The sequence below is a fragment of the Mycobacterium sp. 1245852.3 genome, from assembly GCF_001669335.1.
Classification (GTDB): Bacteria; Actinomycetota; Actinomycetes; order Mycobacteriales; family Mycobacteriaceae; genus Mycobacterium; species Mycobacterium europaeum_A.
Window position 1 is genome coordinate 1 of sequence record NZ_LZLL01000437.1, and the last position, 17752, is coordinate 17752.

19 protein-coding genes are annotated in these 17752 nt (G+C 68.3%); 5 read left to right on the top strand and 14 right to left on the bottom strand.

The features are described from left to right. The coding region (locus A9W96_RS33390; protein ID WP_369830853.1) for a hypothetical protein at nucleotides 1-126 on the top strand (126 nt) is incomplete at its 5' end. Between the two features lie 18 nt (nucleotides 127-144). On the opposite strand, the gene A9W96_RS19445 is transcribed toward A9W96_RS33390, so the two are convergent. Next, a complete protein-coding gene (locus tag A9W96_RS19445) occupies nucleotides 145-1863 on the bottom strand; it encodes a 3-ketosteroid-delta-1-dehydrogenase (RefSeq protein ID WP_082972489.1) in 1719 nt (572 codons plus the stop codon). A 101-nt stretch (nucleotides 1864-1964) separates the two neighbouring features. Between A9W96_RS19445 and A9W96_RS19450 the strand changes: the two genes are divergently transcribed. Together A9W96_RS19450 and A9W96_RS19455 are read left to right on the top strand one after the other, a co-directional pair. After that, entirely contained in the window at nucleotides 1965-3086 is a 1122-nt protein-coding gene (locus tag A9W96_RS19450; protein WP_067142204.1) for a Rieske 2Fe-2S domain-containing protein, read from the top strand. Further along, nucleotides 3086-3367 (top strand): ferredoxin, encoded by a 282-nt coding sequence (locus tag A9W96_RS19455; RefSeq protein WP_067142207.1) that lies wholly within the window; start codon nucleotides 3086-3088, stop codon nucleotides 3365-3367. Before A9W96_RS19450 ends, A9W96_RS19455 begins: the two co-directional genes overlap by 1 nt. Nucleotides 3368-3383: 16 nt before the next feature. Here the strand turns inward: A9W96_RS19455 and A9W96_RS19460 are convergent, their stop codons facing one another. The 9 genes from A9W96_RS19460 to A9W96_RS19500 form a co-directional block, all read right to left on the bottom strand. Continuing rightward, nucleotides 3384-3812 (bottom strand): nuclear transport factor 2 family protein, encoded by a 429-nt coding sequence (locus A9W96_RS19460; RefSeq protein ID WP_067142274.1) that lies wholly within the window; start codon nucleotides 3810-3812, stop codon nucleotides 3384-3386. Between the two features lie 16 nt (nucleotides 3813-3828). Then, complete coding sequence (locus A9W96_RS19465; RefSeq protein ID WP_067142210.1) at nucleotides 3829-4611, bottom strand: SDR family NAD(P)-dependent oxidoreductase; 783 nt, start codon at nucleotides 4609-4611, stop codon at nucleotides 3829-3831. 17 nt (nucleotides 4612-4628) lie between these two features. Next, nucleotides 4629-5705, bottom strand: coding sequence for a hypothetical protein (locus tag A9W96_RS19470; protein WP_067142213.1), 1077 nt, complete (start codon nucleotides 5703-5705; stop codon nucleotides 4629-4631). A gap of 44 nt (nucleotides 5706-5749) precedes the next feature. Next, nucleotides 5750-6733 (bottom strand): alpha/beta hydrolase, encoded by a 984-nt coding sequence (locus A9W96_RS19475; RefSeq protein ID WP_067142216.1) that lies wholly within the window; start codon nucleotides 6731-6733, stop codon nucleotides 5750-5752. A 12-nt stretch (nucleotides 6734-6745) separates the two neighbouring features. Then, nucleotides 6746-7618, bottom strand: coding sequence for an SDR family oxidoreductase (locus A9W96_RS19480; protein ID WP_067142219.1), 873 nt, complete (start codon nucleotides 7616-7618; stop codon nucleotides 6746-6748). Between the two features lie 2 nt (nucleotides 7619-7620). Next, nucleotides 7621-8100: a nuclear transport factor 2 family protein gene (locus A9W96_RS19485; protein ID WP_066869866.1), complete on the bottom strand. Its 480-nt coding sequence runs from the start codon at nucleotides 8098-8100 to the stop codon at nucleotides 7621-7623. A 70-nt stretch (nucleotides 8101-8170) separates the two neighbouring features. Next, nucleotides 8171-9196, bottom strand: coding sequence for an acyl-CoA dehydrogenase family protein (locus A9W96_RS19490; protein WP_067142223.1), 1026 nt, complete (start codon nucleotides 9194-9196; stop codon nucleotides 8171-8173). Continuing rightward, nucleotides 9193-10338, bottom strand: coding sequence for an acyl-CoA dehydrogenase family protein (locus A9W96_RS19495; RefSeq protein WP_067142226.1), 1146 nt, complete (start codon nucleotides 10336-10338; stop codon nucleotides 9193-9195). Before A9W96_RS19495 ends, A9W96_RS19490 begins: the two co-directional genes overlap by 4 nt. 34 nt (nucleotides 10339-10372) lie before the next feature. Continuing rightward, complete coding sequence (locus A9W96_RS19500; protein WP_082972491.1) at nucleotides 10373-11971, bottom strand: acyl-CoA synthetase; 1599 nt, start codon at nucleotides 11969-11971, stop codon at nucleotides 10373-10375. Between the two features lie 93 nt (nucleotides 11972-12064). Between A9W96_RS19500 and A9W96_RS19505 the strand changes: the two genes are divergently transcribed. Together A9W96_RS19505 and A9W96_RS19510 are read left to right on the top strand one after the other, a co-directional pair. Beyond that, nucleotides 12065-14005, top strand: a complete 1941-nt coding sequence (locus A9W96_RS19505; RefSeq protein ID WP_067142229.1) for an NAD(P)/FAD-dependent oxidoreductase — start codon at nucleotides 12065-12067, stop codon at nucleotides 14003-14005. Further along, nucleotides 14002-14889 (top strand): SDR family NAD(P)-dependent oxidoreductase, encoded by an 888-nt coding sequence (locus tag A9W96_RS19510; protein ID WP_066869851.1) that lies wholly within the window; start codon nucleotides 14002-14004, stop codon nucleotides 14887-14889. Before A9W96_RS19505 ends, A9W96_RS19510 begins: the two co-directional genes overlap by 4 nt. On the opposite strand, the gene A9W96_RS19515 is transcribed toward A9W96_RS19510, so the two are convergent. From A9W96_RS19515 to A9W96_RS19530, 4 genes are all read right to left on the bottom strand, one after another. Next, on the bottom strand, nucleotides 14886-15512 hold the full coding sequence (locus tag A9W96_RS19515) for a Dabb family protein (protein WP_067142232.1): 627 nt from the start codon (nucleotides 15510-15512) through the stop codon (nucleotides 14886-14888). The genes A9W96_RS19510 and A9W96_RS19515 overlap by 4 nt on opposite strands. Continuing rightward, the gene (locus A9W96_RS19520) at nucleotides 15505-15852 is read right to left on the bottom strand and encodes a hypothetical protein (protein ID WP_066869844.1); all 348 of its coding nucleotides are present in this window, start codon (nucleotides 15850-15852) and stop codon (nucleotides 15505-15507) included. The genes A9W96_RS19515 and A9W96_RS19520 overlap by 8 nt, the downstream gene beginning before the upstream one ends. An 85-nt stretch (nucleotides 15853-15937) precedes the next feature. Further along, a complete protein-coding gene (locus A9W96_RS19525) occupies nucleotides 15938-16861 on the bottom strand; it encodes an alpha/beta hydrolase (protein ID WP_067142235.1) in 924 nt (307 codons plus the stop codon). After that, entirely contained in the window at nucleotides 16858-17670 is an 813-nt protein-coding gene (locus A9W96_RS19530; RefSeq protein ID WP_067142238.1) for an IclR family transcriptional regulator, read from the bottom strand. Before A9W96_RS19530 ends, A9W96_RS19525 begins: the two co-directional genes overlap by 4 nt. Between the last annotated feature and the right edge of the window lie 82 nt (nucleotides 17671-17752).

Consider the following 17752-nt stretch of genomic DNA (forward strand, 5'->3'; position numbering starts at 1 on the left):
GACACCCAATGGATCCCACCCCCACACCTCGACACCGGCCAACCCCGCACCAACACCTTCCACCACCCCGAAAAACTGCTGCGCGACGGAGACGACGACGAGGACGCCAGCCCGGGGTCGGAATGACCGCCGCACACGATCCGACTAGACCTGGTGGCCACCTGCCGCCCTAGCCGCCTCCCTGGCTGCGATGTAGCCATACACCAGCCCCTGCGCGATCGTCGCGCCGGCGCCCGGGTACGTCGTGCCGAACGCGTTGGCGGCGGTATTGCCGATGGCATACAACCCGGCGATCGCCGCGCCGTCCTCGCGCACTACCCGCGCCCGCTCATCGGTCTTCAGTCCACCACAGGTGCCCAGATCGGACAGCACCATCTTCACCGCGTAGAACGGGCCGTTGACCAACGGCCGCAGGTTCGGGTTCGGCTTCACGGTCGGGTCGCCGTAGTAGCGGTCGTAGGCGCTGCGACCGCGGCCGAAGTCGGGATCCGCACCGGCAGCGGCGTTTTGGTTGAAGCGGGTCATGGTCGCAAAGAACTCCGACACCTCAACACCCATCCGGGCGCCCAGGTCGGTGAGGTTGTCCGCGCGCACCGCGATGCCGGCGTCATACCACGTCTGCGGGATGCGCATCCGCGGAAAGAGTTCGGCGGCAAAGACGTAACTGTTGCGGTATTGCTGGTCGAAGACGATCCACATCGCCTCCACCGGGCTGCCCGAGCGCTCCAGCTGCAGCAATCGCTGCCCGAACGACATGTAGTCCGTCGCCTCGTTGGCGAACCGGCGCCCATGCTGATCCACGATCAGGCAGCCCGGCAGCGATCGCTCGGCCAGCATCACCGCCGGCGCCTTGCCGGGCAGCGGCGCGACCGCGGGGAACCACCACGCCTGGTCCATCAGGTCGATGCCGGCGCCGATTTCCTGTCCCGCGCGGATCCCGTCGCCGGTGTTGGCGGCGGCGCCGAGGCTGAGGTTGGCGCCCAACGATTCCGATTGGAATTTCCAGCGCATGTCCATGCTGTGGTCGAAACCGCCGGTCGCCAGCACCACGCCGCGCCGCGCGGTGATCGTCACCTCGCGCCCGTCGTGCTCGACGACGGCGCCGGTCACGCGGTCGCCCTCGCGGGCGAGGCGCGCCAGCGCGGTGCCGGTCCACACCGGGATGCCGGCGCGCAGCACCCCGGTGAACAACCCGGCCATCAGGCCCTGTCCGCCCGCGGCGTAGCGCCGGCCCAGCAGGCGGCCGCCCACGCCCTGCGCCAGTCGCTTGCCGTAGGTGGGAATTCCCTTGCGCGGCATGCGAGCCACCAGGTTCATCCAGCGGTAGTCGGCGCCCGTCGTCGGCATCGGGACGGTGACCTCCATCAGGCCGGGCTCCAGCCGGGTGCGGTAGTCGCCGAGCTGCGAGGTGTCGAAGGGGCGGCATTCGCACGTGCGGCCGGCGGCGCTGCCGCCCGGTTCCTCGGGGTGGTAGTCGGAATAGTCGCGGGCCCAGAACAGCCGCAGCGGAGTGGTGCGGCGCAGCATGTCCACGGTCGCCGCCACGTGCGCGACGAACGCGGCGGACCGCTGCGGGGGCGCGGACCCCGCGACCACCGCGTCCAGGTAGGCGCCGGCGCGCTCGGCGGTGTCGCCGGCGTTCGCCTGCGTCAGCACCGGGCTGGCCGGCAGCCACAGCGCGCCACCCGAACGGGCGGTCGAGCCGCCCACGTACGAGGATTTCTCCACGATCAGCACCGACAGCCCCAACTCGTGGGCGGCCAGCGCCGCGGCCATGCCCGTGCCGGAGCCGACGACGAGCAGGTCGACGCAGGTGTCGGCCACGGTAAGCCCGGCAGGAATCGTCGCGCTGTGCGTCCTCACGCCCGCAACGGTAGGTCGCAACCTCGCCCGGCGGGACGAGCCATCCTGATCAGTGGAACAAGGGGTCCCGCGGGCGGGCCGCGGCGAGTTTAATCAGCCCTATGACGTCGCAAACCGAGGCCGACGAAGTCCGCCTGATCGAAGCGCAGGCCGCCCCGACGCGGTTCGCCCGCGGCTGGCACTGCCTGGGCCTGCTGAGGGATTTCGGGGACGGCAAGCCGCACGCGATCAACGCCTTCGGGCAGAAACTCGTCGTCTTCCGCAGCGCAGACGGCACCATCAACGTGCTCGACAGCTATTGCCGGCACATGGGCGGCGACCTGTCCCAGGGCGAGGTCAAGGGCGACGAGCTCGCCTGCCCGTTCCACGACTGGCGGTGGGGCGGCGACGGGCGCTGCAAGCAGGTGCCCTACAGCCGGCGCACCCCGAAACTGGCCCGCACGCAAGCCTGGACCACGCTGGAGCAGGACGGCATGTTGTTCGTCTGGAACGACCCGGAGCGCAAACCGCCGCCGCCGGAGGTGACGATCCCGCGCATCGAGGGCGCCACCAGCGACCAGTGGACCGACTGGCACTGGTACACCACGGTGGTGGGGAGCAATTGCCGCGAGATCATCGACAACGTCGTCGATATGGCGCATTTCTTCTACATTCACGGCTCGTTGCCGACGTACTTCAAGAACATCTTCGAGGGCCATGTGGCCACGCAGTACATGAACGGCGGAAGCCGGCCCGACATGGGTGGCACCGGATCGCAGATGCTGGGCACGACGTCCGTGGCGTCCTACTATGGCCCCTCGTTCATGATCGACGACCTGACCTATCACTACGAGCATGGCGACGCCAAGACCATCCTGATCAACTGCCACTATCCGATCGACTCGAATTCCTTTGTGCTGCAATACGGCATCATCGTCAAGAAGTCGGACACGCTGCCCGACGATCAGGCCATGCAGACCGCGATCACCCTTGGCGACTACGTCAAGCTCGGCTTCGAGCAGGACGTCGAAATCTGGCGGCACAAGGCCCGCATCGACAACCCGCTGCTGGTCGAAGAGGACGGTCCGGTCTATCAGCTGCGCCGTTGGTATCAGCAGTTCTACGTCGACGCCGCCGACGTGCAGCCAGACATGGTGGACCGCTTCGAGTTCGAGCTCGACACCACCCGCCCCTACGAGGCGTGGATGAAAGAGGTCGAGGCCAACATGGCGGCCCAGGCCTGATGTCTGCGGAACCGTTTCTGCGCGAGGACAATCGACTCGACGAGATGCCGATGGCGGCGGTGACGTGCCGCAACTGCGGTGCGCGGGTGCTGGCCCGCAAGAGCAGCTGGAACCAGACCAGCGTGCAGTGGGACGCGGGTGCTTCGGCGCGCTGCATCGAGCGCCGCGACGCCGACCGCCTGGCCGGCCATCACCGCGGGCCGTTCCTGGCCTGTGACGCGCTGCGGGAGTCGATCCAGTTCGCGGTGGCTACGGGAGAATTGGCGATCGTCGACGCCTGAGTGTCGGCGGCGGCCGTCACGCACCGAACACGTCGAGTGTTCCGACGTAAGCGCGGTTGGCCTTGATCCGTTTCGTCAAACACCACGATCCGTCCGGGCGGCGCCGCCACGTGTCGTGGTAGTCGCCGATGGTGTAGAACCGCGTCGTCGAATCAGCCGTCGCGTCCAGGTGCACATCGCGGACATAGGCGCGACTGGCCGCGGTGTCTCCTGTGACGTCGACGATGACGTTGCCCAAGAAATGTTGGGTGGGGCCGCACTTGTCGAGGAACTCGCGAATCAATCCGATGATCGCCGCGCGTCCTTGTAGCCGTCCCGTCCCGAGATCCCCTTGCGCATCCTCGGCCAGGATTTCGGCCATGAGCGCCCAATCGCGGTCGTCCATGGCCCGGGCGAACCGGATCAGCGCGCGTTGCACGTCGCGCTCGTCGCATAGGTCCTGCAATCGATCAGCAACCATGTCAGGCGTGCGCGCCGCCGTCGACGCGAATCTCCGTGCCGGTGATGAACGCACCGTCGTCGGAGGCCACCATCGCGATCACCGACGCCACCGCGCTTGCGTCGCCGAGTATTTCGCTGTCTTTGCCGTGCAGCAGCGGAGTTTGCTTGGCCCACAGGCCGAGGTCATACCCCTGGGGCATCTTGTCCAGCGTGCTGTTGGCCAGTGCCGTCGAGACGCCGCCCGGTTGGATGTTGACCGCGCGCAGCCCCCGCTTGGAGTACTCCAGCGCCAGCGAGTGCGTGAAACTCAGGATGCCGCCCTTGCTGGCGGCGTAGGCGGCCATGTAGGGATGGGCGAACGATGCCGCGGTGGAGGTGAAGTTCACCACCACGCCGCGCCCGGATTCAAGCAGCGCCGGTAGCGCCTGCCGCGTCATCAGGAACGTGCCGGTCAGATTGACCGCTAGCGTCCGGTTCCAATCGGCCAGGGTGGTCTCATGAGTGTGCGAACAGGTCTGCACGGCAGCGACATTCACCAGTACCTCGAGGCCGCCCAAGTCGGCTACCGCGGTATCGACGGCGGCGATGACGTCCTCCTCGACCGAGATGTCCAGAACGGCGGTGGTGAGGCGATTGCCGCTGCCCGCGTCGTCGGCGGCGGCCGCCGTGCGGGTCAACCCGTCCGCGACGATGTCGTAGGCCACGACGGTGGCCCCCTCGTCGAGCAGGCGCGCCACCGTGGCCTGCCCGATGCCGGAGCCGGCGCCCGTGACGATGACCCGCCGATCGGCGAAACGATCCATCAGTGCGGCCCTTTTCGTCATGCCGGCTGGAAGGCGCTGACCGGGGCGTCCTCCGGGTACACGGCAGGGCCGCCCAGGTCGTAGGCGGCGTTGAGCGCGCTGATGAACGCCGGATCGTGCAGCGGTTCACTGGGGATGTCGAGCGTGACGCCCTTGGTCTTGAGGTCGTCGACCATGATGTCGATGGCCTTCGCGACGGTCAGGTCATCCGAACCGTCCATGTTCTTTTTCAGCTCGTCGTAGTCGGCGAACACTTCGGCCGACCAGTGCACCAGGAACCGGAGTTCGTCGGTGTGATGCCGGGCGATCACGTCCGCGCCGTTCTTCAGCAACCAATGCTCGCGGCTGGCGGGGTCCCCGGCGAACACGGTGTCGAAGCCCAGGCCTGCCGGAACCTGTTGATCCAGAGGGCCATTCGCCTCACCACGGTGCACCATCATCTCGTTTTGCACCACCACGCCGCGGTTGTTGATCGGGGGCAGGATGCGTTGCGGCGCTTTGAGCGGTCCGTGCGGCCAGTACGTGAAGCCGCTGCCGGCGTCGAGGGAGAACCAGGTGATGACCTGTGCCATCTTGATCAGGTAGTCGCCGAACAGACCCGACTTACCCATGACGCTGGTCAGCCATGTCGGGGCGTTTTCGTGGCGCACGCCGCGGAAGCTCGGCGAATCCAGGTGGCCGGGATCGCGGTTGGCGCACGGGCCATTGATGTTGAACAGCATCAACTGTGGCTTGGCGTATTCGGCGTTCCAGTAGCTCTTGGCCATCTCCAGGAACCGCTCGTTGTAGAAGCAGTCGTGCAGTTGCGGGTAGAGCACCGCGCCGCAGTTGGCGAGGTAACCGCGGAACGTCGGCGTCAGGAACAAATCGAGCGAGGGGGTGAACCCTTCGGGAAACATGCCGCTCATCGTCGCCATCAACTCGTCGGCCGACGCGAAGTGCTGGGCGATGATCAGTCGCCAGGGGCCTTCGGTGCGCACCACGTCGAGTAGGCGCTCACGCTGGTCGTCGGTGTACACGTTGTCGATCTCGCGGGGCGGCGCCGCCGGCCGCAACACGTCGGAAAGCTCCATCCGGCGCTCGTCGGTGAGCATCAGCTGTCTCCTTTACGGTCAGGGTCGGTTGATTGTGCGCAGCGCTATCGCGATGCGGCGGACCGCTGTCCGGTGATCGGGACGTCAAACCGAAGCGGATTCGCGAACTTGGCCCGCAGCAGCGCTCCAATCTCCGCGACGGCCAGCCGGCCCCGCGCGGTCGCGTCCGAGCGCATCAGAAAGCCGTGGTACATGCCGGGATAACGAGTGACGGTGGTCTGCACGCCGGCGTCGCGGAGCCGGTCCGCGTAGCGCTCACCCCAGTCCCGGATGGGGTCACAGCCTCCGGTGACCACGATCGCCGGCGGTAGGCCCGAGAGGTCGGCCGCATACGCCGGGACCAGATACGGGTCGGTGGGCGGCCCGGCACCGGCGTCGACCAGCTCGTGCATGTAGTCGATGTCGTCGCGGGTGAGCAGCGGCGCGTCGGGCATCGAAGTGGCTGAGGCAACGGTCATGTCGCGGTCCAAGCCGGGATACAGCAGCGCCTGCGCGCAGATGGGCGGTCCGTGGCGATCGCGCGCGGCCAAGGCGACCGCCGCCGCGAGCGAGCCACCGGCACTGTCGCCGATCACCGCGAGCCGGTCGGCGTCGACGCGCAATTCGCCGGCGTTGCGCGACACCCACTCGGTGGCGGCGTAGGCGTCGTCGAACTGCGCGGGCGGCGCTGCCTCCGGGGCCAGCCGATAGTCCACGGCCACGACGGTGGCCGCTGACGCCGCGGCGAGCTCACGCGCCAGCGGCTCGAACGAGTGGTTGGATCCCATCACCAGTCCGCCCCCGTGCAGATACACCAAGACCGGCGCGTCGGAAACCGTTGTGGGACGGTAGATCCGGACGGGGATGCCACCGGCGGCGCCCGGCGCGAGCGTCTCGGTGACGCCGGCCATCTCGGGCATCGTCTCGGGCAGCGGCGCGGACTCCAGCCCGGCACGCACCGCCGCCAGACCCCGTTGCCGCATCGAAGCGATCTCGCCGAACGAGGCGACCCGGGCGGCCGCGTCGGGATCCAGTGCGTAGCAGGTCATGTCGTCGTCACGTCAGGGCGCCTCGGTGCTGAACCGCGTCTCGGTTCGCAGTCGTGGGGGCCGTTGCGCGGCAAGTACGTTGGCCCGCTCGGCCATCGCCGCACCGACGCTGTCCGGATGGGTGTGCAGGTAGAACCGGCCCTGCGCGGATTGCCGAAAGATCGCCTCGGCGGCCTCCAGCGGATCCATGGACGCGGCCTTGATACCGAGCATGCTCGACCGGTGGGTTTCGGCGGCGGCCGCGTCACTGGCCGCCCCCGGATCGACGCCGCCGGCGGACTCGAAGATGTTGGAGCGCACCGGCCCGGGCAGCACGGCCTGGACCTGAATGTGATGGTCGTGCCCGGTGGCCTGCACCTCGAGATGCAGGCACTCGGTCAAGGACAGCACCGCGTGCTTGCTCACGATGTAGGGCGCCTGCAGCGGCATCGCCACCACCGCGCCCACCGATGCGATGTTCCACACCCAGGCCTGTTCGTCGGCGGCCATCATCTTGGGCAGAAACGCGCGCACGCCGTAGAAGACACCGCTGACGTTGACGTCCATCACGCGCTGCCAGTTGGTCACCGGGGTGTCCCACAGGTAGCCGAACTGTTCGATGCCCGCGTTGTTCACCAGCAGGCGCACCGGACCGACGTCGCGATAGGTGCGGTCGGCGAGGTCCTGCACGGCGCCGGGATCGCGCACGTCGCAGATGACGTCGTGGGCCGCGCCGCCTCCCGCGGACAGTTCGTCGCGCAGCGCGGCGACGGCGTTCCCGTCGATGTCGGCCAGCACCACCGTCATGCCCAGCCGGCGGGCGTACCGGGCCAGGCCGGCGCCGATACCGGATCCGGCACCGGTGATCACCGCGATTCCGCCCCCGAAGGCCCGCTGTGCGTTCATTGCTATGAGCCGGTGCGGCTTTCGGCGTGCAGTTCCGCGAGGAGCACCGAGTTGGTGGCGTCCAGAATCACGTCCATCTCGCTGAACTGAAGCCCGTCGGCGCCGCGCCGGACGCCGACGTTGACCACCCCGCTGGACACCGCGAACGGCACGAAGTCGGCGATCTGGTTGACGAAGATGTAGAACCGGGCGCGGGTGACATCCCCGTCAGAGCCGGTGCGGTGCAGGTTGGTGGCGTGGTGGCGCAACGGGTACGGGCTCTGCTTGCGGTGCTCCGACAGCCATTCCAGCACCGCGTCGCGACCGGTGAGCTCCGGTGACATCAGTTCTTCGAAAGGGCTTGCGCCGGAATCGCTTCGGGTCAGGTAGCGCACGTCCTCGGCGTAGCTCGCCGCCAGCGCGTCGTAGTCGGCCTCGTCGTAGTGGTACCAGAAGGACGCGATGAACTCCTGCAATTCCGGCAGCGTGATGTCGTTGCTCATGGCGTCAGTCAACTCCGGGACGCCCTCGCCGACACCTCGGATGCCCGGTCAGTGGAACACGGTGTGGGGTTCAGCCGGTGATGAGGCCCCACAGGTCACCGGCGCTCGCGTACAGCGCGGCGTCGGTGACCTGTTCGTCCCAATACCGCAGCGAGCCGAACTCCGAACGCCAGGCCAGCGCCGCCCGGGTGAATTCGTGCAGGCGGTGCTCACGGGTGGTGCCGATCGCACCGTGTACCTGGTGGGCGTTGCGCACCACCACCGACGTCGCGTGGCCGGCGCACGACCGCGCCGCGGCGACAAGGAAATTCAGGTTGGGTGTCGACCATGCACCGACGACCGCGGCGTGCAGCGCGGCCTCGGTCGCCGCTCGGGCGAGCGCGGCCTCCGCGGCGATATCGGCGATGAGGTTCTGCACGGCCTGGAATTTGGACAGGGGGCGGCCGAACTGGACCCGTGCCCTCACGTGCTCGACGCACATCTGCAGGATCCGGTCCAAGGCGGCACTGACTTGGATGGACCGCACCAGGGCGCCTTTCAGCCGCAGCTGGGTGAGCACGGCCGCGGTGACGGGGACGCCGCGCAGGCTCGCCGGGTCGGCGACCACCGTGTCGCGAGGCTCGCCGATCAGGTTGGTGCCCGGGGTGATCGTGAGTCGGCCGGCGGCGACGTCGGCGACGTGGCGTCCACCCTCGGCTCGCCAGACGACCACGATCCGGTCGGCCGAGGCGGCCCACGGCACCTCGGTCGCGCCGCCCTGGTTGTCGAGCACACACACGGTCCGAACCGCGCCGTCGGTGGGTATTCCGCTGGTTTCCAGCAGCCAGCATGCTAATAAATCGTGTTCTGCCAACGGGATTCGGACACCGTGCTCAACCGCCGCGGCCAGGAGTTCGGCCGCTTCATACCAGCCGGCCCCGCTGCCGCCGCGCTGCTCCGGACCGGTCAGGCGTACCAGGCCGAGCTCGTCGAGGTGCCGCCACAGGTCCGGATCCCGCCGGATCGGTGTGGTGGGCGGATGCTTGTCACGATGACCGGCGAAGACCGCGCGCATCATGTCGACGAGTGCCCCGTCGACCGGCGGCCCGGCGCTCATCGCATGCCCAATCCGCGCGCGATGACGCCGCGCAGGATCTCGTTGGTGCCGCCGCGCAGCGTGAAGCCGGGCCGCTGATCCACGGACTGGCGGGCCAGGTGGGCGTACAGCGGATCGGGGGAGTCCAGCGAATCCGCGAATTCCGCGATGTCGCCTTCGGTGACGGTGCCCAGCACCTTGACCACGGCGGCGGGTAGGTCCGCGGGCTCGTGTCGTTCCAGCGCACCGGCCACCGCGGTGGACATCTGATGCAGGCCGGCAACGCGCGCCACCAGTCGCCCCAGGTCCGGATCGCGGGGAATGGTGTTGGCCGCCATGCGATCCGCGCAGGCCGCCAGCAGGACAAACGTGGAAAGGAACCGCTCGGGTCCGCTGCGTTCGAAGGCGAGCTCGGAGGTCACCTGCTGCCAGCCGTTGCCGATCTCACCGAACACCATGGCGTCGGGGACGAACGCCGAATCCAGGACGACTTCGTTGAAGTGGTGGGCGCCGTTCATCGATACGATCGGCCGGATCTCGATGCCGGGCTCGCGCAGGTCGACGATGAACTGGCTCAGTCCGGCGTGCCGATGCGCCGGGTCCACCGGCGCGGTGCGTGCCAGCACGATGAACGCGTGCGCGAGGTGGGCGCCCGAAGTCCAGACCTTCGTGCCGGTCAGTGACCAGCCGCCGGCGACGCGGGTCGCGCGGGTGCGCACGCTGGCCAGATCGGAGCCCGAGTCCGGCTCACTCATCCCGATGGCGAAGTAGCACTCGCCGCGCACGATGCGGGGCAGGAACTTTCGCTTCTGTTCTTCGGTGCCGTATTTGAGCAGCGAGGGCACGATCTGGCGGTCGGCGATCCAGTGCGCGGCCACCGGCGCGCCCGCCGCGAGCAGTTCCCCGGTGACGACGAATCGCTCGATGAAAGAGCGCCCGTGGCCGCCGTATTCGGGCGGCACCGTCATGCCCAGCCAGCCACGCCCGGCGAGCGCGGCGGTGAAGGTCTCGTCCCACCCCGTCAGCCAGGCATCGACCGACGGGGTGAACGCGCCCGCCGCCAGTTGATCGGCGAGGAAGTCGCGCACCTCGTTGCGCAACTCTTCGGTCGTAGCGGCGTCGGTGCTGGCGGGTGGCACCAGACGCGGCAGAGGTGAGCTCATGTGGGCAACTGTAGTGAGCAGCGCTGCTTCGAGATCAACTGAACGCGTGCTGCTCGACACCGAAGCGCTCCCGCAGCAGCCGTTTGAGCAGTTTTCCGCTGGGGTTCTTGGGCAGCGCATCCACCAAGAAGACACGTTTGGGTGCCTTGAATCCGGCCAGGTGCGCGCGGCAGTGAGACAACAGTTCGTCCTCGGTGAGGGTGGTGCCGTCGCGCGGAACGACGGCGGCCGCCACCGCCTCCACCCACACCGGGTGGGGCAGGCCGAACACGGCGACCTCGTGGACTCCGTTGTGGCGGTACAAAACTTCCTCGACCTCGCGGCTGGCCACGTTCTCGCCACCGGTCTTGATCATGTCCTTCTTGCGGTCGACGACGTGCAGCAGTCCGTGTTCGTCGTAGTAGCCGAGGTCACCGGAGTGGAACCAGCCGGCCTTGAACGCCGCCGCGGTGCGTTCCGGGTCGTTGAGGTAGCCCGACGTCAAATGCGGGCTGCGGTGGGCGATCTCGCCGACCACCCCGGCGGGGAGGGGGTTGTCGTCGTCGTCGAGGATCACCGTTTCCACGTTGAGCACCGGCCGACCGGCCGATCCGCCGTGGGCATCCTGCTCGTCGGGACCCAAAGCGCAGGCCAGCGGGGCCATCTCGGTCTGGCCGTAGAAGTTCCACAGCCGCAGGTTGGGCAGCCGCTCGCGGATCTCGCGCAGGATTTCCGCGGGCATCGCCGAGGCGCCGTAGTAGCCCTTGCGCAGGCTGGACAGGTCCACCCGGTCGAAGACCGGTGAGCGCAGCAGCGAGATCCACACGGTCGGGGGAGCGAAATAGTTGGTGACGCGGTAGCGCTCGATCGTGCGCAGCACCGCTTCGGGATCGGGACGCGGCAGGATGATGCTGGTCGCGCCGAGGTAGACATCCGTGGCCAGGAAGTTGTCCAGCTGAGCACAGTGATACAGCGGCAGCGAATGGATTTCGACGTCGTCGTGCGACATTTCGCCGGCGACGATCGTGCTGACGTACTGCCACATCAGGCTGCGGCTGGTGTGGATGGCGGCCTTGGGGCGCGATTCGGTGCCGCTGGTGTACATCAGCCGCACGGGCTGGTCGTCGTCGATGTGCGGGTTCGGGACCGGTGCGTCGATCGTCAGCCACTGGGCGAAGTCCGCCCACCCGGGCACGCCCTCGTGTCCCTTTGGTAGCAGCGCGACTCGGGCCCTGACCACTCCGCCGCGCCGGATCGCCTGTTCGGCGGTCGGCGTCAGATCTGCTTCGACGACCAAGCCGCCGACCTGACTGTGCTCGAGGATGTAGGCGATCTCCTCGGCGGTCAGCATGAAGTTGATCGGGACCAAGACCACTCCCGCGCGCGCCGTCGCGAACGCCAGCACGGCGTACTGCCAGCAGTTGCGGGACAAGAGGCCTAATCGGCTCCCGGGCCCAAAACCGCTGTCGTGCAACGCCGCCGCGGTCCGGTCCACCAGGCCGTCGAATTCGGCGAAGGTCAGCACGACGTCGTCGTCGATGATCGCGATCTTGTGCGGGTGCCGGCGGGCCGATCGCCGGGGAATATCGCCGAGCCCGTGGCTACGTGCCCGTTCGATCATGACGTCGAGGTCATCGGACTGCATGCCGGTCACGGTAAGCGTCAACGCCCGCAACCGGGTCGTCCACGTCCCGCTGAGTAGGCAGGGGCCTCCCAAGCGGGCTGGACCGCACTGATACTCGCTGGCATGAGCACTGGTGTCCCCGTCACGACCGAGAACGCCGGATTGGCGGGCTCCGATCCCCACGACGTCGGCGAGTTGCGGGCCAACCTGCGTCAGGCCGATCCAGGGGTGCTCGTCGCCGTGTTGGCGCAGCTGACCGGGGACCCGACCGTCGCCGCTCGGTTCGGGCCGAAAATCACCCATGTGCCCAACCCGCCGGAGCAGGCGGGCGCCACCGATCCGGAGACGGCCGCTCGGCTCATCGACGAGATCGTCACCGCACTGGGGGCACCGCGCCGAGCGGGCGCGCTACCCGCCGACGACCTCGACCTGTTCGCTCGCGTGGCGCCCATCGCGCTGGGCGGAGAGGTCGGCCCGGAGTATCTCGGACTGCTCCTCGAGCAGAGCGGATTCCAGCCCTCCCAACCGGTCCTTCCGCGCACCGCGAAACTTCCGGCGGGTTTCCGGGTCGTCATCATCGGCGCGGGCATCGCCGGCATCACCGCGGCGCTCGCCTGCGCGGACGCCGGCATCGAGTACCAGATCATCGAGCGCAACGACGAGGTGGGCGGCACCTGGTACACCACCAGGTATCCCGGTATCGGGGTGGATACGCCCTCGGCGTATTACTCGCTGTCGCGCGACATCAACGGCGACTGGTCGAGCTATTACCCGCAGGGTGCGGAATATCAGGCCTACCTGGTATCGGTGGCGAACAAGAACGACCTGCGCAAGCACATCCGATTCGGCACCGTGGTCGAAGCGTTGCGGTGGGAGGAGCGACGCCGGCAATGGCAGATTCACTCCGTCGGGCCGGACGGAACATGCGACGTCGATTATGCGAACGTGGTGATTCCGGCCGCCGGCTATCTCAATCGGCCGCGCTGGCCGGATCTGGCTGGGCGCGAGACGTTTTCGGGGGTCTCCATCCATTCCGCGCAGTGGGACCCGGAGCTGGATCTCGCGGGTAAGCGGGTCGCGATCATCGGAGCCGGTTGCACCGCGGTCCAGATCGTCGATGCCTGCGTGGACCGGGTCGCGCACCTGACGGTGTTCCAACGCCAGCCGCACTGGGTCGCACCGCGGCGGCGGGCCTCCGACGACGTCCCCGCCCACCAGCGCTGGCTGTGCACCCGACTGCCGTACTACGCCAACTGGATTCGGCTCAAGTCCTACTGGGGAACATCGGACAACAACTATCCGGTCATCCTGCATGATCCGCAGTGGGCGGCCGAACACCTGTCGATTTCGCCGGCCAACGACGTGTTGCTGCAGATGTGTCTGGATTACATCGATCGCGTGTTCGGCGCGGACAGCGACCTCGCCCGCAAGGTCACGCCCGACTTCGCCCCCTACGGCAAACGGATCATCCGCGATCCCGGCGGCTACTACGGGGCGCTGGCCCGCGAGCACGTGGACGTCGAGGCCGGCGAACCGGCCCGGGTCAACGAGGCCGGAATCGTCACGGCCGACGGTCGGCAACTCGACCTGGACGTCATCGTCTACGCCACCGGCTACCACCTGGATTTCCTTTCCACCGTGGATATCCGGGGCCGCGAGGGCAAAAAGCTGACCGACGAGTGGGGCAACGCCCCCCGGGCCTATCGGGGCGGGATGGTGCCCGGATTCCCGAATTTGTTCATCTCGTCTGCCCCTAACTACAGCCCGGGACACGGCGCCGGCCACAACTTCGGTGTCGAGGTGATGGTGCATTACGTGATGGAATGCCTGCAGTTGATGGCGCTGCGGCAGGCCTCCGCCGTGGAGGTGACGCGGCGCGCCTACGAGAGCTACGTCGCGAGCGTCGATGCGGCCATGGCGGGCACCGTGTGGTGCCACACCCCGTCGGCGCACACCTACTATCGTTCGGGTGGAGGCCGGATCGTGACCGCCTTCCCATACCGCCTCGTCGACTTCTGGCGCGACCACCGTGCGCCGATCGAAGCGGATCTCGAGCTACGATGAGTGGTTTGCTCTGTGGCAAAACGGCTTTGGTGACCGGCAGTAGCCGCGGTATAGGCCGCGCGATCGCACAGCGCCTCGCCGCCGAGGGTGCCACGGTGGCGGTGACCGCACGATCGCACTCGCCGTCGCCCTCGACCCGGGCCGCCTCCACCACCGCCCTGCCCGGCACCATCGGTGAAACGGTGGCGGCCATCGAGGCCGCCGGCGGCTCGGCGTTTGCCGTCGCGGCCGACCTCGAGGACGCCGGGCAGCGTGACGGTTTGGTCGATGCGGTTCTGGACCGCACGGGTCGCATCGACATCCTGGTCAACAACGCCGGTTTCGCCGACTATGCGGTGGTCGAGGAGATGAGCTTGGAAACGTTCGATCGCACCGTCGACCACTACCTTCGCATTCCGTTCGCACTGACGAAATCGGTTGTGCCGCAGATGCGTAAGCTTGGAGCGGGCTGGGTCGTCAACATCGGGTCGGTCACCGGCGTGGCCCCGGTGCGGCCGTACCGGGAATACAACAAGACGTCTGGTGACGTCGTCTACGCCTCGATGAAGGCCGCCCTGCACCGGTTCACCCAGGGGGTGGCCGCCGAGCTGCTGGACGCCAACATCGCCGTGAATTGCGTCGGACCGTCGACGGCGGTCCGCACACCCGGTGCCGCGCAACTGATCCCGGATTCGTTCCCTACCGAACCGGTCGAGTATTTGGCCGAGACCGTGCTGGCGATGTGCCACTTGCCCGCCGCGACCCGCACGGGGTTGGTCGCGTTCAGCCTGCACTATCCCTGGTCGCAGCGGCTACCGGTGCACAGCCTGGACGGCGCGCAGGTGTTGCCGCCGTTAGAGCCGCCGGCGACCGCCAATCCGAACATCCTTCCCGCCGGGGTCTAGATCAGAATCGGGTCGGCGATGGGGCAGAAGCTGTGACAAACCCGGTCCCGGACGATCACGTCGGTGGTCTCGGGGTCGAACCAGCGGTCCACCACCGCCCAGTGCACAGGGTGCATCAGGTAAGGACCCATCACCGCCTCGACGTCGGCGAACTCCTGCTCGAACACGTGTGTCCAGCAAGACGCTCCGTGCGCCGCTCGTACCCGGCTCAGCTGCCAGGCACGGATCACCGGTAGATAGCGCGGCAACGAAGACAGCTCGCGCTCGAATTGGGCGAGGGTGGCATCGGGTGTGTCCGGCTGCACGCGCAGCAGCAGCGCCCGGTAGACCGTGCCACCCTGCTCGCCGCAGCGGGTGGGCGTGCCCCCGTAGTCGACGCCGTTGACCCGACCCACCGCGGGATCGGCCAGCACGCTAGCGAAAGCCTCTGTTGCGCAGTCACATTGGTCTTCGGTCGCGAATCGCAGGTGCACCAGGATGTCGCCTCCGTTGCGCGAGCCGGGCAGTGTCGGTTGCACCACCGAGCGCAGCGGCGTCGTCGCACGGGCGGCCGTGCGCAGCGCTTCGAGGATCCGGTCGCGATCGGCCTCGGCGACGTCGATCAGTCGCGTGAGGTTATACATCGCACAGCCCGTCGACGTCGTCGGCCCTCGCGGCGCAGGTCCGGGACCGCTCGGTGACCAATTCGTCGATGCGCGACCACCATTCGCCCAGCGTTGGATCCGGCCGGCCTTTCCACGTCATCTCCCACCATGCCCGGGCGCTGGGCAGGGTCCAGGTCGCCGTGATGACGTTGGCGTCGTCGTCGAACCAGATCGGCGGGCTCACCAGGATGTCGCGCAGCGTCATCCCCCGTGCCCGCGCGCCGGGGGCGTAGTCGGCGAGGTAGGCGTCGACGAATCGGCGAGCGCATCCGGGCCGGGTCACTACCCGGTCGATCACGAAGACTTCGCCGTCGGCCATGAGCCGACCGTATGACACCCGGGGGACGCAGCGGGGCCGGCTCCCGACCACCGGGAACCTCCGGTCAACCGTCGAAGCCGGCGCGTTACTGCCGCAGCAGATCGGCCAGCGCTGCGGCGGCCTCGTTGCGCGCCCGGTGCGCGAGGTCGAGCATCGGCATCGTCATGAACCCGTGGATGCCGCCCTCGTACCGCAATTGCCGGGTGGGGACGCCGGCCGCCTCGAGCGCGGCGCCGAAGGCCAATCCTTCGTCGCGCAGCGGGTCGTGGCCGGCGACCACCAGCACGGCGGGCGGTAGTCCGCGTAGGTCGGCGTTCAGCGGTGTGGCGTAGGGATGCGCGCGGTCTTCGCTCGACGGCACATAGCAATCCCAGTACCACCGCAGTGCCGGCTTCGGGTTGTAGTAGCCCTGGCCGAAAAGCCGGTAGGACTCGGTGTCGAAATCGGCCGCGATCACCGGGTAGATCAGCAGCTGGGCTGCCGGCATCGGGCCGCCGCGGTCGCGAGAGATGACCGTGGCCACCGCGGCCAGATTGCCGCCGGCGCTGTCGCCACCCACGACCAGACGCCCGGGATCGGATCCGAGCGCGGCGGCGTTGTCATAGGCCCAGCACGTCGCGGCGTACACGACTTCGGCCGCCGCCGGCCAGGTGTTCTCCGGGGCCAACCGATAGCCAACCGAAACCACCACGGCGGGAACAAGATTGGCGAGGCTTCGGCACAGGTCGTCGTGACTGTCCAGGTCGCAAAACACGAACCCGCCGCCGTGCGCATACACGACGACGGGCAGTGGCCCCGCCGCCTCGGGTCGGTAGCTGCGCACGGGGATGGGGCCGCCCTGACCCTCGATCGAGCGATCGGTGACCTCGGCGACCGGTTCGGGCCGCGCCGGTGGCACCAACCTGGACCGGATCAGCGCTCGGGCCTCGGCGCCGCTCATCTGGTGAACCGGTGGGAACCCACTATCCAGTTGCTCGATGATCGGGGCGATCTGCGGGTCGAGCCTCACGCGTATTGCAACGCGGGGCGCGGCGCGAGACGCAGCGGACGAAGGGGTTGCAGGGTGGGCGCGACGCGCTGCGGGCCGTCCTCGGCGTGGCGCCAGATGCCCATCGCGGTCATCCGGACCGGGGCGATCAATCGCTGGTCGAACGTCATCCGGTTCATCGGACCGCACACCGACACCGCCGCGACGGCTTCACCCGGATTGCCGATGGGCGCCGCCACACAACCGAATCCGAGCAGAGATTCCTCGCGCTCGAAGGCGACGCCGTGCGCGCGCACCCGGGACAGTTCGACCGCCAGCTGCGCGCCGGTGGCGATCGAGTACTTGGTGCTGCGGACCCGCAAGTCCACCGGGGCGTCCCCCTCGCGGTACGCCAGCATCGCCTTGCCGACGGCGGTGCAGTGCGCGGGCTGGCGGCCGCCGACCCGGGTGGGGATTGGCGCCAGCGGCGAATCGCCGATCTTGTCGAGGTAGACGACGTCGGGTCCGTCGAGGACCGCCAAATGCACGACCAACCCGGTCGCGCGGTGCAATTCACCCAGCAGCGGGGCGGCTGCGCGCACCAGGCGGTCCTGATGCACGGCGAGCGAGCCCAACTCGACCAGGCGCATGCCCAGCTCGTAATCGCGGCCGCTGCGGCGCAGCCAGCGCAGCTGCACCAGGCGTTCGAGCATTCGGTGCGCCGACGAGCGGGGCAGGCCGGTGCGCCGGACGATCTGGGCCAGCGTGAGGCGCCCGGGTCCGTCGAATGCGTCCAGGACAAGCGTGATGCGGTCGATGACCGCGGTGGGGGTTTCGGCGGGCGCTGACACTGAGCCTCCTGGCTGGCATATTCCTATTAGGAATATATGTCTACCACATGAAGGTGGTCCGCGTCACATACCTCGAGCCCGC

What these genes read in the sequence shown, in the direction of transcription:
- A9W96_RS19480 (WP_067142219.1), bottom strand. Translation starts at nt 7,618, where the DNA reads ATGAACGCACAGCGGGCCTTCGGGGGCGGAATCGCGGTGATCACCGGT.
- A9W96_RS19515 (WP_067142232.1), bottom strand. Translation starts at nt 15,512, where the DNA reads ATGTATAACCTCACGCGACTGATCGACGTCGCCGAGGCCGATCGCGAC.
- A9W96_RS19510 (WP_066869851.1), top strand. Translation starts at nt 14,002, where the DNA reads ATGAGTGGTTTGCTCTGTGGCAAAACGGCTTTGGTGACCGGCAGTAGC.
- A9W96_RS19485 (WP_066869866.1), bottom strand. Translation starts at nt 8,100, where the DNA reads ATGAGCAACGACATCACGCTGCCGGAATTGCAGGAGTTCATCGCGTCC.
- A9W96_RS19465 (WP_067142210.1), bottom strand. Translation starts at nt 4,611, where the DNA reads ATGGATCGTTTCGCCGATCGGCGGGTCATCGTCACGGGCGCCGGCTCC.
- A9W96_RS19505 (WP_067142229.1), top strand. Translation starts at nt 12,065, where the DNA reads ATGAGCACTGGTGTCCCCGTCACGACCGAGAACGCCGGATTGGCGGGC.
- A9W96_RS19455 (WP_067142207.1), top strand. Translation starts at nt 3,086, where the DNA reads ATGTCTGCGGAACCGTTTCTGCGCGAGGACAATCGACTCGACGAGATG.
- A9W96_RS19495 (WP_067142226.1), bottom strand. Translation starts at nt 10,338, where the DNA reads ATGAGCTCACCTCTGCCGCGTCTGGTGCCACCCGCCAGCACCGACGCC.
- A9W96_RS19470 (WP_067142213.1), bottom strand. Translation starts at nt 5,705, where the DNA reads ATGCTCACCGACGAGCGCCGGATGGAGCTTTCCGACGTGTTGCGGCCG.
- A9W96_RS19450 (WP_067142204.1), top strand. Translation starts at nt 1,965, where the DNA reads ATGACGTCGCAAACCGAGGCCGACGAAGTCCGCCTGATCGAAGCGCAG.
- A9W96_RS19490 (WP_067142223.1), bottom strand. Translation starts at nt 9,196, where the DNA reads ATGAGCGCCGGGCCGCCGGTCGACGGGGCACTCGTCGACATGATGCGC.
- A9W96_RS19475 (WP_067142216.1), bottom strand. Translation starts at nt 6,733, where the DNA reads ATGACCTGCTACGCACTGGATCCCGACGCGGCCGCCCGGGTCGCCTCG.
- A9W96_RS19520 (WP_066869844.1), bottom strand. Translation starts at nt 15,852, where the DNA reads ATGGCCGACGGCGAAGTCTTCGTGATCGACCGGGTAGTGACCCGGCCC.